The organism is Neohoeflea coraliihabitans (assembly GCF_019334345.1).
GTDB lineage: Bacteria > Pseudomonadota > Alphaproteobacteria > Rhizobiales > Rhizobiaceae > Pseudohoeflea > Pseudohoeflea coraliihabitans.
Genome location: NZ_JAHWQX010000002.1, coordinates 557733 through 570051 on the forward strand (window position 1 = coordinate 557733; position 12319 = coordinate 570051).

General features: G+C 62.5%; 13 protein-coding genes. 1 reads left to right on the forward strand and 12 read right to left on the reverse strand.

From position 1 onward, the window contains the following. Positions 1-130: 130 nt before the first annotated feature. Positions 131-1030, reverse strand: a complete 900-nt coding sequence (folD, locus tag KY465_RS08610) for a bifunctional methylenetetrahydrofolate dehydrogenase/methenyltetrahydrofolate cyclohydrolase FolD (RefSeq protein WP_219201257.1) — start codon at positions 1028-1030, stop codon at positions 131-133. 128 nt (positions 1031-1158) lie between these two features. Then, entirely contained in the window at positions 1159-3996 is a 2838-nt protein-coding gene (locus tag KY465_RS08615) for a GumC family protein (RefSeq protein WP_219201258.1), read from the reverse strand. A 525-nt stretch (positions 3997-4521) separates the two neighbouring features. On the opposite strand from KY465_RS08615, the gene KY465_RS08620 reads away from it, so the two are divergent. After that, on the forward strand, positions 4522-5841 hold the full coding sequence (locus KY465_RS08620; RefSeq protein ID WP_255561530.1) for a lipopolysaccharide biosynthesis protein: 1320 nt from the start codon (positions 4522-4524) through the stop codon (positions 5839-5841). 2 nt (positions 5842-5843) lie between these two features. Here KY465_RS08620 and KY465_RS08625 read toward each other — a convergent pair whose 3' ends face one another. The 10 genes from KY465_RS08625 to flaF form a co-directional block, all read right to left on the reverse strand. Further along, positions 5844-6365 carry a hypothetical protein gene (locus tag KY465_RS08625; RefSeq protein ID WP_219201259.1) on the reverse strand — a complete coding sequence of 174 codons (522 nt, stop codon included), beginning with the start codon at positions 6363-6365 and terminating at the stop codon, positions 5844-5846. Then, the gene (locus tag KY465_RS08630; RefSeq protein ID WP_255561531.1) at positions 6365-6781 is read right to left on the reverse strand and encodes a hypothetical protein; all 417 of its coding nucleotides are present in this window, start codon (positions 6779-6781) and stop codon (positions 6365-6367) included. The genes KY465_RS08625 and KY465_RS08630 overlap by 1 nt, the downstream gene beginning before the upstream one ends. Beyond that, complete coding sequence (locus KY465_RS08635) at positions 6778-7335, reverse strand: rod-binding protein (RefSeq protein WP_219201260.1); 558 nt, start codon at positions 7333-7335, stop codon at positions 6778-6780. The genes KY465_RS08630 and KY465_RS08635 overlap by 4 nt, the downstream gene beginning before the upstream one ends. A gap of 78 nt (positions 7336-7413) precedes the next feature. Further along, on the reverse strand, positions 7414-7818 hold the full coding sequence (locus tag KY465_RS08640) for a hypothetical protein (RefSeq protein ID WP_219201261.1): 405 nt from the start codon (positions 7816-7818) through the stop codon (positions 7414-7416). Continuing rightward, positions 7818-8576: a flagellar biosynthetic protein FliR gene (fliR, locus tag KY465_RS08645; RefSeq protein ID WP_219201262.1), complete on the reverse strand. Its 759-nt coding sequence runs from the start codon at positions 8574-8576 to the stop codon at positions 7818-7820. Before fliR ends, KY465_RS08640 begins: the two co-directional genes overlap by 1 nt. Next, positions 8573-10657 carry a flagellar biosynthesis protein FlhA gene (flhA, locus tag KY465_RS08650; RefSeq protein ID WP_219201263.1) on the reverse strand — a complete coding sequence of 695 codons (2085 nt, stop codon included), beginning with the start codon at positions 10655-10657 and terminating at the stop codon, positions 8573-8575. The genes fliR and flhA overlap by 4 nt, the downstream gene beginning before the upstream one ends. Positions 10658-10796: 139 nt before the next feature. Then, complete coding sequence (gene fliQ / locus KY465_RS08655; RefSeq protein WP_219201264.1) at positions 10797-11063, reverse strand: flagellar biosynthesis protein FliQ; 267 nt, start codon at positions 11061-11063, stop codon at positions 10797-10799. Positions 11064-11092: 29 nt separating this feature from the next. After that, positions 11093-11491: a flagellar hook assembly protein FlgD gene (gene flgD / locus KY465_RS08660; RefSeq protein WP_219201265.1), complete on the reverse strand. Its 399-nt coding sequence runs from the start codon at positions 11489-11491 to the stop codon at positions 11093-11095. Continuing rightward, positions 11482-11931, reverse strand: coding sequence for a flagellar biosynthesis repressor FlbT (flbT, locus tag KY465_RS08665; RefSeq protein ID WP_219201266.1), 450 nt, complete (start codon positions 11929-11931; stop codon positions 11482-11484). The genes flgD and flbT overlap by 10 nt, the downstream gene beginning before the upstream one ends. Beyond that, positions 11928-12275, reverse strand: a complete 348-nt coding sequence (gene flaF, locus KY465_RS08670) for a flagellar biosynthesis regulator FlaF (protein ID WP_219201267.1) — start codon at positions 12273-12275, stop codon at positions 11928-11930. Before flaF ends, flbT begins: the two co-directional genes overlap by 4 nt. Positions 12276-12319 lie beyond the last annotated feature (44 nt).

Below are 12319 nucleotides of genomic sequence, written 5' to 3' on the forward strand. Positions count from 1 at the left end.
TCGTTGTGTCAGGCCGGTTGGTTTGTCGCTGACGCTCTGCGTGGCGTGCGCAGAATGCCGATCTGGCAGCCGCATTGCAACATTGCTATCGCAATGCAACATCAGATGGCAATCCGGGTGCGGCGCGCCGCTAGAAGCGCGGAGCCGGCACTCCCTCGGCACGGGCCGCGGCTGTCATCGTGTTGGCCATCAGCATGGCGATCGTCATCGGCCCGACGCCGCCCGGCACCGGGGTGATCGCCGCGGCCTGTTCGGCGCATTCCTCGAATGCGCAATCACCGACCAGCCGGGTCTTGCCTTCGCCCCGCTCGGGCGCGGGGATCCGGTTTATGCCGACATCAATGACGGTCGCACCCGGTTTGACCCAGTCGCCGCGGACCATTTGCGGACGACCTACTGCCGCGACGAGAATATCGGCGCGACGGCAGGCAGCGGCGAGATCCCTCGTTCGCGAATGGGTCATGGTGACCGTTGCATTGGCGTTGAGCAGAAGCGCGCCCATCGGCTTGCCGAAAAGGTTCGAGCGGCCGATGACGACGGCATCGAGGCCGGAGAGATCGGTGCCATTGACCCGGCGGACGAGATGCATGGCACCGGCCGGCGTGCACGAGATGAGGCCGGTCTCGAGGTCGCCGCTCATCAGCTTGCCGGCGTTGACCACATGCAGGCCATCGACATCTTTGTCTGGATGTATCGCCTGAATCACGCGCCCGGAATCAATATGACCGGGAAGCGGCAGCTGGACGAGGATGCCGTGGATGTCCGGATCGTTGTTCAAAGTCGCCACCAGGGACAGCAGGTCAGCTTCGCTGGTCGTTTCGGGTAACGTGTGCTGCACGGAGGCGAAGCCGCATTCGCGCGCGGTGCGCCCCTTTGAGGCAACGTAGATTTGCGAGGCGGGATCGGTCCCGACGAGAATGACTGCCAACCCGGGCTGGCGGCCACGCTCGGCCGCAAGCTCGGCGGCTGCCGCCTTCACCTGATCGATCACCGAAGCCGCGATCGCTTTCCCGTCAATCACTTCTGCCATCCCCGCTCCTTCCGGCCTTCTTACACAGCAACCGAGGCGCCGCCGCATCCTCATGCGCCCGAGCCTCCCGGTCGGCGTCCTTCTGGTGCAATTCGTGCCGCAGGTAAAGGGAAAGATGTGATGTTGCTTCAGGCCGAGCGCGCGGTGTGGGCAATGCGCCGGCGCAGCGCCTCCATCTGCTCACGGATCGTGGCGATTTCTCTACCCTGGTCGGCGGCGCCGGACCCAGGATTTGCGCCAGAAGGCGGATATGCAACCGATTGGCCTTGCGCATCGCGGGCGAACGGCATGCGCTGGGCGGCGCGACGCACTGATTGACCATTCGGAGCGCGGCGCTGATAGGAGGCGGGCGCATTGCCGGGAATGCCGGCGCCGGCTGCCGGTTCGGCGTCGCCGAATGGCGCAGTGGGTGCTGAAGGCTGCATCGGCGGCAGATCGACCCCTGGAACCGCCGCGCTCGAAGGAGACCAGCCAGCATGGGGATTGGCATGTGAGGGAACGGGAACCGGAACGTAGGCGGCCGGGTGATAGGCCCATGGCCCGCCGAGCCCGGGATGCGGCGCGACGACGTAGCCAATCGCGAAAGGATGCGGGGCAGAGAAGGCGGCGGGATGGACAAAGTGCGGCGCCGGTCCGGGCGTCATGGGGGCATGCGGGACAGCATGGGCCGGTGCATACGGGGTCTGCATCGCGTGACCCGCAAACGCAGCCGGATGCAACTGCGGCCCAGGCGTGAGCAGGCTGGGGTTTAATTGGCTGTACTGCTGAGGCTGTGGCGCGGCGTCTGTGGCTTCGGATTGTGCCGGGGCGAACGGCGCGTCCGCATAGTGGCTCAGATCGACATGCGTGAAATCGAGGTCAGAATGGTCCGATATCTCGTCCTCGGTGCCCTGTCCGGCACTGCCGGCGCTCGCTGCAGGGGGCGATGAAGCCGGTTCGGATTCTCGACGAATAGCATCGCGAGTTTTCGAAGGCGTTGCCAAAGGGGCGCGCCCATCGACGGAAATCTCCGCCTGTTTGTTGCCTTCTCTGCTCGGCACACTGTCCGGCGCATCAGCGTCCGAGTGCAGCTCGTTTCCCTTCTCGCGCATCGCCCGCTCCACGATCTCACGCAACGAGAATGTCGGGTGCGCTGTTTCGCCCGCTGTGGTCGCCGGGCGCTCTGGCGCGACGAGGTGCAGCAAGGGCGGAGAGAATTCCGGGATCGTCGATGCGAGCGGCGGCGTAGACGACGATTTCGCCACATCGGCGGCCGGTGCAGCACGCTCTCGCCTGGCGGCAGCCGGCACGGCAGGTGGCGCCGTATCGCGCTGCTGCGCCGCCGGCGTGGCTGGCGCCGGATCGGGCATCTGGCCCGTCTGCCGTGAACCGTAGGCATCGCGGTCTTCGGGGTGGCCGGGCGTGTGCGGCTCCTGGGGGCGTCGGCCCGACCCGCCAGGTCCATCATAGGGACCGGGAATGAAGCGCCCGATGCTCTCGGCCGCCCCTAGCAGCAGCGCAATGACAAGTCCGGCCAGAAAGCCGAGAATCATGCCGCCCAGCGCGATAGACTTGCGCGACATGCCGCTTGGACGCAGCGGCGGCTCGGCGGGCGAGATGATGCGGGCATTCTGGGTGTAGAGATTGCCGCGCTCGCTTGCTTCGCGGGAGCGCTTGAGAAAGGTTTCATAGATCTGGCGGGTCGCCGCAGCCTTGCGTTCCAGTTCACGCAACATCACAAGGTCGCCGGAATTGTCGAGCGACCGGCTCCTGGCGACGGCGAGCTGGCTGGCAAGTTCCTGCTCGGTTTCGACAGCACGCTGCAGTTCGGCCTGCGATGAGGCGACGATGCGGCGCAATTCGCTGCGGATCTGGCTTCTTGAAGATTCGAGGCTGGATTGAGCCGCGATGATTTGCGGGTGGCGCGGACCGAGCCGGGAGCTGAGCGAATCGGCGTTTGATTTCGCCAGACTGTACTGCTTGCGCAATTCGATCAGGTTGGCCGAGAGAAACTCCTCGGGGAACGCTCCGTTGATCACATCATCGACATTGGCGCGCCGGAGACCCTCGGCCTTGACGCGCACTGCCACCTTGTTGGCGCGCGCGTTGGAAAGCTGCTGGCTGAGCGCGACAACCTGCTGATCATCAATCAGTTCGGCACCAACGGCGACAAGATCATTTTCGGCTCGGTATCGCTCCACCGCCTGTTCCGCGGCATTGAGGTCGGCGCGCAAGGATTCGAGGCGCTGATCAATGGCGTCCGAGGTGCGTTCCATCAGGCCGGACTGGGCGTTGCCTTCAAAGCGGAGATAGGTTGTGACGATCGTGTTTGATATGCGCGCCGCCTTGTCAGGATCGCGTGATTTGGCGCCGATATTGATAACAAAGGTTTTCGGATCACGTGCGACATTCAGGGCATCGCGAAGATTGACCAGCGTCTCGATATCGGTGGGACCGCCATCGCTGCTTCCGAACAGCAGATCCTTGAGCACCGAAATGCCGCCGGAGATGCCCCCGGGGTTCATATTGCCGTTGAATTCCGGGTCATTTCTAAGGTCAAGCTGCGTGATCACCTCGTTCAGCACACTGGTCGACGAGAGAATGGCCATCTGGCTGTCGGTCATGGCGAGCATCGCCTCGGTCGACAGAATGGGATTGCGCAGATCGTCATCGGTCAGTCGTATTTCGCGCGGATCGACGAACAGACTTGTCTCGGCGTAGTAGCTCTTCGGCGTGCTCAGGGCGATGGCCACTCCCGCAAGCGCCCCTATGAAGGCTCCGGCGACGAGCCAATTGCGGCGCGCGACCACCGATGCAACGAGGATGGACATATCGATCAAGGGGCGGTCGAGATCTGGGCCGCCACGATCGTCAATCCCCTGATCGCGGGGATGGCTGGCGACGAAGTGAGGACGGCCTGCCGGGCTGGCCGTGTAGCCGGTGGACGGTGATCCCGACCTGCGGTCACGCCGGAGGAAGCCGGACAAATAGCTGCCGAAGCGGCCGGCGGCGCGGCGCGCCGCAGGCATGGCCGAAGAAGGGGCAGGCGAATCGAGCGGTGGCTGCGATCCAGTGCCAGCTTCGGCCGCCCCAGATCTTGAACGCGCAAAGCGCTGTTCTGTCCGCTCAGCGAAGCGCTGCCGGGTGAGCCGCGGACTGCCGGTACGGATGTTGAGGAGAGCGGGGTCCGAATGCGCCACGGAGCCGTCGTCCGATGCGTCCTGCGCCGGATTCGCAGATCCTGCCGGGGCGAGATCGAGAAGAGATCCGCGCGCCGCTGCGGGTCTTGGCAATGGTTTGTCGGGGTCCGGCATAACGGGCAGCAGCACCTTCCAGCGGCCAATGTGGTTAACGCAATCTATGAATCTTAGGGTAACAAATGGTTAACGCGCCCCTGCCGGCGCGGCCGGTCGCGATACGCCCCCCTTCATCGCACTTTTTCCGCTGTAAAATCGGCAATGCCGATGCCGGTCATTGAAGCGCAATTAACATATGCGCTGCAAAATACACCGATGTCGCGCGGTTTCGAGCAGGACGAGCTTGCCTCCCCTCCCCGCCCGGACGGAGTGATCCGCCGGGTGGCGATGCTTGTCGCGCAGAATCGCCAACTCGTTGGCGCCTACCTGTCCATGACCGGCGGATCGGCTGGTCGCCTCGTCATTTCCCTGGCCTATTTCATTGCCGTGGCGAACACGCTTTCGATCGGCGATTTCGGGCTGTTTGCCACCGCCTCGGCCTGCGGCATCATGCTGTCCCGGCTCCTGGCCTTCGGCTTCGTCTCGCCGCTTTATCGCATCGCCACGGTGCGCAAGCGGCTGCTCGGGGCCTATACGGCCGGGTTCATCGGTGGCGCCTTGTTGTCTCTGCCGGCCATCGCGCTGGCCAGCGGGCTGACTTTCATGCTGGTCTTCTCGGGCGATCTCGCGCTGGCGCCCTTTGTGCGGATTCTCGCGGCGGAGATCCTGTTCTGGCGGGTGATGGAGATCGTGGTCATCGTCACCTACGGCCTGAACCGTTTTGCAGCCGGTTCGGCACTGGTGGTCATCGGCACGGCATTAAAAGCGATCGTGGCCGTGGCCTTCGCATGGTCCGGCGCCACGTCACTTGAGACCTGGAGCTGGTTCTATGTGGCCGCAACCGCGGCCGCTGCGGTGACGGCCATCGTCTTCTTCTATCCGCGCGTCCGGCTGCGTTGGGTGCCGCGTCTGTACATCCGGCGTTGGGTCGACGCGGTTTCGGTGGCCGGCGCCGAGATGCTGTTTTACGTGCAGTCGGAACTCGACAAGATCCTGGTGCTGGGACTCGGAGGCCCGGAAACCGCAGGCATTTACGCGATGATCATGCGTCTGGTCGATCTGACGGCGCTGCCGGTGCGTTCGTTCCTGACCATCCTGGTCCAGAAACTGATGCGCGCCCCGCAATTGCTGGACCGGTTGCCGCTGCGCATCGGCTTCGAGGCGCTGGTGGCTGTCGTCTCGACTGCCGGACTGCTGGCGATGGCCCTCGTGCTGGCGCTCTTTCCCATGGCGCTGGGCGCCAATGTCGCCGAGGCAGCGCCGCTGCTGATCCTGGTCCTGAGCGTGCCGGCCCTGCGCAACCTTCTCGAATATCATTCCGAACTGCTCTACGGCACCGGGCGCACGGTGATCCGCGCCATCGTTCTGGCTTCACTGGCCGCCACCAAAGCGCTCCTGCTCACCCTGGTGCTGACGCAGGGATACTCGGAAGCGCAGTGGGTGCCTTTGGTCAATGCGGTCTTCGTGGCCCTATATCTGCAATCGGCGCTGATGACCTACCGGGCATTGAAAGCGCGCAAGCGGCGCGTGATCTGAGCCTATTGCGAGGGAACCGCGCGACCGACCGGTTGCGTTACGCCCGAGACCGAGCGTTCGCCCTTGCGCATATTGGCGCGGATATCCTGCTTGTTGAGAAAATCGATCTGTTCGACGATGACATCATGGAAGATTTCCTCGCCAAGACGGCTGTTCACAGCCGAGCGGATCGTTTCCCGAAAAGTATCGATATTGAATTTTCGCAAGCTGGCGAGATCGATCTCCTCGCTGCCGATCAGCGCCGAGTAAAGCGCGTCGGTAATCAGCTGATCGGCCGGGACCGACAGGGTGGCGATTTCCGATGCCACGGCGGTGTAGGACAGGCGGGTGATGAAATAGCCCTGGACGGCACCCTCGGAGATGACGGGGACGGAGACAATGTCGCCGCGCACGGTCTCGAGGCCGCGCCTGAGATTGGGCTTCTGGTCGCTGCCATCATCCTTGATGGCAACCTGCACCGAAAAATACACCGATCCGAGAGTGACAAGGCAGACCCACAATCCGGTGCCGATCAGTTTGATCATCAGAATTCGTAGCCCATGAACTGGTCAGCGGTGTAGGTGCCGTCGGCGTCGGCCGCCGTCGCTACATCCTTGAGCAGTGTGGTGACCTGACGCACGGCTTCCATATGCGCTTCGACACGTTTGCGGTTGTGTTCGAGTTTCTGCCGTATGGCAGCGAGCTGCCGGGCGTGGCTGCGCTGCAAGGCGGCGGTCCGTCCGTCGCGCATCAGCATCGCCATGTCATAGAGACAGCGGCTCTTGAGCGCATTGGACTGCTCAAGATCAAGCGTGGCGTCGCGGCCGATGCGTTCGTTCTCATTGTCGAGCACGGATTCCAGCCGGGTCAGGAGAGCGGACAACCGGCCATCATGGGGCGGAGGCGCGGATGCGGTGCGAATGTCGTTGGCGGGGGCCGATTGTTGCTGCGAGGGTGTCATGCCTGATCCTCATCCTTGAGTGCCAGCCGTCCTAGATCGCCGAGAATGGCCATCTGCACCTGATTGACCATGCTGGCGGCGCGATTGACGGTGTTCTCGGCAAATTCATCCGCCGGAACGACCTTGCCGGCGGCACGTGAGGCCATGCGTTCGGCGATGCCGACACCGCCGTCTTCAGCCATCACCTGTCCGATCTTTTCGGCCATCATGCCTTTCCAGATTTCGCCGGCAGTGCCCTTGCCGAAAACCTCTTCATTGTCGGAGGGCAGCATGGACTGGACAAAGGAGCCGAGTACCATGGCTTCAAATTCACGATAGGCTTCGGGCACCTCGTCCGACTGCGCCGGGGCCTGCGCCGCCAGGCGGGCGCGCAGATCGACCGCCGCCGCCTCGTTCAGGCCGGCAATCTGACGCTCGAACAGTCCCGACGCGGCATTCGCCTCGGCCTTCCGGCCCGCGGCGGCCTGCAAAACCGACTTTGCCTGCTGGGCGACCTCGGGCGCTGCGGCCTTGACAACATCGAGTATCAGATCTGTGGCGATAGCAACGGCCAAGCGAGCCTCCAGCGGTTTCATGCGGCGCCAAGCAAAAGGAGGCTGGCGCGCGCCTGCGGAAAATGTCGCATGCGAAGCTTACGCTGGGCTGGACCGCCGGCCCTGCGGCAATACCATATCAAGCAGATCGAGAAGCGCCTCGTCCTCGGCGCCGCGCGCTTCGGCTTCGCGCGCCTCTCCGGCGGTCTCGTCGAGACGGTCAGCTTTGGTCCGCTCGATCAGCAGGCGCTTTTCCTGCATCTTCTGCATCGCCTCGAGCCGCTGACTGCGCGCGTCGAGACCGCGGAACCCATCGGAATAGGTGGATGCCATGGCCTGATGCAGCGGCGAAAAGGTGGCAAGGGCGGTGATCGTGGCTTCACGGCGCTCGTCGAGGCGGGCGCGTTCGCGGGTGACGTGCAAAAGGTCGTTCTCGGCCATCCGCTCGAGCTGCCGCTGCAGGCGGACCAAACGCGTCAGACGGGCGGCACGGGACTCTTCCATCAGCCGGCCCGCCCGGCGTAGAGGGGTGCGAAAGCATCGAGGAACAAGGTGAAGAATTCGCCGGCACCGAAATAGAAGAGAATGAGACCGCCGGTGAGAATGAACGGGATCGAAATGAAGTAGATCGGGATCTGCGGCGCCAGCTTGTTGACCAGTCCGATCGCCACATTGAAAATCAGACCGAAAAGAATGAACGGGCTCGACAGGCGCAGCATCAGCAGGAAGGATGCGGCCAGTGTGTCGGTCAGCGTGACCAGCGCGTGGCGGGCGGCGAAGGGGGAGCCGAGCGGCATGAAATTATAGGAGGCGACAAGCGTCCTGATTACCACATGGTGGAAGTCGACCATGAAAAGGACGAGCAGACCGGTCAGCGTGATGAGAGCTGTCAGCTGCCCCTCCTGCTCGCCTTCCGTGATCGACATGCCGCCGGACATGTTGAAGCCGATGACCATCTGAATCGATGTGCCGGCAAACTGCAGGGCGAGGACGATAAAGCGGGCAATCAGGCCGAAGGTGACGCCGATCAGCAGTTCCGAGGCGACGAGAAAGATGAAGGCGGCGCCCGGATCCTGAACGCGCGGGTAGAGCGTGTCCCAAAGCAGCGGCGTCAGGGCCATCGACAAGGCGACGGCGGTGAACAGGCGGACCTGGACAGGCACGCGGAAACTCGAGAAACCCGGCAAGACCATCAGGCACCCGCCGATCCGGCAGAAGGCTGCAAAGACCGCAAGGATCGAGCCCTGCGGGTCCTCGATCAAGATATCGCTCCGAGCAGCTTGATCTCGATGCCCTTCGCCAGTTCGACATGCGAGAGCACCGGCAAGGTGGCGAAGATGCGCTCTATGATCATGCGAACATAGGGGCGCGCCTCGGGCGAGGTGACGAGAACGAAGGGAACGCCCTTGTCCATATGCGTGCGAATGACGGTCGTTGCTTCCTCGGTAAACTCTTCGAGCTGGCGCGGGTCGATGTCGAACTCGACGATTTCGCCCTTCGGATCCCGCTTGAGTGCCTGATGAAACGCCATGTCCCAGCGGTTGCCGAGACGCAGCACGTTGAGCACGCCATTGCGGGAAATGTCGCCGCACAGCTGTTGCGACATGCGGATGCGGACATGTTCGACGATCTGTTCGGTCTTGCGCACATGCGGCGCCAGTTCAGCGACGGCTTCAAGGATCAGATGCAGGTTGCGGATCGAGACCCGTTCGGCCAGCAACAATTTGAGAACGGCCTGAAAGCCGGAATAGGTCATGTGCTGGGTGCAGATTTCGTCCGCCAGCTTGCGATACTCCTGGTCGAGCCGTTCGATCAGCACCTTCATGTCCTTGTAGGAGAGAAGCTGCGGCAGGTTGTTGCGGATCACCTCGCTGAGATGGGTGAGAACGACCGAGACGGCGTCGATCGGCTGGAACCCTTCACGCTTGAGATCCTCGGCAAAGCTTTCAGGCAACGACATTGCAGGCAGTCCAAAGGCCGGTTCACGCATCTCGTCCCCGGGCAGGCTCGGACGACGTTTGCCCGAGAGCACCACCATGACCTCGCCGACGCGCAGTTCATTGGCGGCAATCGTCGTGCCGTGAATGCGGATCTGGTACTCCTTGTCCCGGACGCTGAGATCGTCGCTGACCTTGATCTCCGGAACAACGAAGCCGTACTGCTCGGCAAATTTCTTGCGCATCTTGGCGACCCGGAATGCCAATTCCTCGTGGCTGCCGAGCACACGCGCGGCCACCTGCTTGCCGAGCACCAGTTCGATTTCCGCCGTTTTGAGGATCGTCTTGACCGAGGCGTCCTCCTTGTCCTTCTGTTCCTGTTCCTGGCGGTGGACTTCCTGTGCCTCGGCACGGGCCACGGCGTCGCGTCGGCGCGGGATGGCCCAACTGGCGAACGCCATGCCGCCCGCCAGGACAGCGAAGGGAAGGAAGGGAAGGCCGGGCATCAAAGCCAGCACGGCAAGCAAGCCGGAGGCGGCGAACAGCGCACGCGGATAGGCACCAAGCTGATCGATGACCGCCTCGTCGGTCGAGCCGAGCTGGCCACCGCGGGATACCAGCAGACCGGCGGCAAGCGAGACGATCAGGGCCGGGATCTGCGATACCAGACCATCGCCGACCGACAGGCGGACAAAGGCATCGGCAGCCTCGCCGATCTGCATGTCATAGCGGGCATAGCCGATGACGATGCCGCCCACCATGTTGATGCCGGTGATCAGCAGGCCGGCGATGGCATCACCGCGGACAAATTTGGAGGCGCCGTCCATCGAACCGAAGAACGAACTCTCCTGCTCGAGAATGCTGCGCCGGTCGCGGGCCTGCTTTTCGTCGATCAACCCGGCCGACAGGTCAGCATCGATGGCCATCTGCTTGCCGGGGATGGCATCGAGGGTAAAGCGGGCGCCGACTTCCGCGATACGGGTGGCGCCCTTGGTGATGACGATGAAATTGACCGTCACCAGGATCAGAAAGACGATCAGGCCGATGACGAAGTCTCCGGACATGACCAGTTGCGAGAAACCACCGATGACTTGGCCGGCGGCATCGACACCGGAATGGCCCTCCGAAAGAATGACGCGCGTCGTGGCGATGTTCAGAGACAACCGCATCATCGTCGCGATCAGCAAGATTGTCGGGAAGGATGAGAAATCGAGCGGCGTGCGTATCCACAGGGCAACCATCAGGATCAGCACGGAAAACGAGATCGAAAAGGCCAGTCCGATGTCGATCAGAAATGACGGGATCGGCAGGAACAGGATCGACAGGATGGTGACAATGCCGAACGCAAAGCCCAGATCCTTGCCCTGAAACCGCTTGGGAAGCGCCAGTGCGGGACTTTCAGCCATATGGTTTCATCTCCACCGGTTCGCCGCCATCATGTCGGCCCGGTCCGCAAACACCCTGCGCGTCCATGACGCGGCGCGAGGATGACCCTAGGCGGCGAAACTTGCGCGAAGGTGACAGCACTCGTTGCAGTGACAGGGGCTAGAAGCCGGTTTCGATGCGTTGGAAGACGACGTTTGTGAAGGTGGAAATCTGCGCGCCGACGAAGGGCGCGGAAATGGCGACGGTGATCAGAATGGCAACAATTTTCGGAACGAAGGTCAGCGTGATTTCCTGCACCTGCGTCAGCGCCTGGACGAAGGCGATGGTCACCCCGACCAGCATGGCGACAAGCACCGCCGGACCGGAGGCCAGGAGCACCGTCCAGATTGCCGACTGGACGATATCGAGCGCATCAGCTTCGTTCATCGATGGCCCCTTGTGGCGATCGTTGCGGCTCAGCGTACCGTGACGCCGGCTCCGACTGCAACTTCCGCGCCATTGGCCAAAATAGCCGTCAACCCGTCAGCGAGCACGCGCACCTCGGTGACCACGCCAGAAGCGCTGCCGTCAGCACTGGTCAGCGTTCGGCCGATGATCGCGCCGGCCTGGCTGAGATTGGAGCTCTGCAACAGCTTCTCGAGACTCTTGTTGGTCTGAATCGTCTGCTCGACCTGTGAGAAGGTCGCCAATTGCGCGATCTGCTCCGTCGAGTCCATCGGTTCGGTCGGATCCTGGTTCTTCAGCTGTGCAACCAGCAGAGTCAGAAAGGTATCGTAATCCATCGCGGTCTTCGATGCGGCGGTATCAGCGGCGCTCTGGACCTGGGTGGATGTGCCAACAGCGTTTACGACCATGGGGATAGCTCCTTGCGGATCTGTTCGACCGTTGCGGCAGGCATGGACGGCGTATTGAGAACGCGTTCTTCGACCGGGAACAGCGCCCGGATCGCCTTCAGCGCCTCGAAGGCCCGGCCCTGGGTGACCATGCCATCAATATGCTTGAGCTCGGTGAGCACCTCGTCATCCTTAAAACAGGCCAGCAGCATGACAATCGACTTGCGGAACATGCTCATCGCCTGTGTCGCCCCTTCCGGGTTGATCAGCATCATCTGGACGATGAAATAAAGCTGGCGCAGCGGCGTCTTGGCATCCTCGGGCTGAAGAACGTGGTTTTCCAGCAGGAAGGTGACGTCATTGAGAAATTCGAGTGCCACCTTGCGATCGACCCGCAGGACCGCGCCATTGATGAAGATGCGCTCGCCAGCCTTCAGGGAAATGCGCAGAGAGCTTTTCATTTCAGCCCCTCACGAATGATCTCGGAAATATCGATGATGCCCTGAAAATTCTCGGAATCGCCGTGCCGGATGCGTTCCGCTTCCTTGATGATCCAGATGCCGATGGAAATCAGATTGGCCTTCAACTCATCCGGCAGTTCATTCTCCGGTGATGCGAGGTCCTCGACAAAACGCACCCAGAGGCGGTTGACGAAATGGATTGCGTCACTCCCCTCGCGCGTGTTGCGCCCTTTCTTGATCGCCAGCCGCAACAGATTGATGGAATGGTTGATCGCCTCGCGCTCACGTTCCCGCGCTTCGGCGACCCCATCCTCCTGTACGTCAGCGTATGAAAACTGGTACATTCAAGTGCCCCTTTGCTTCCGGTTGGTTGTCATAACCCCGGCTC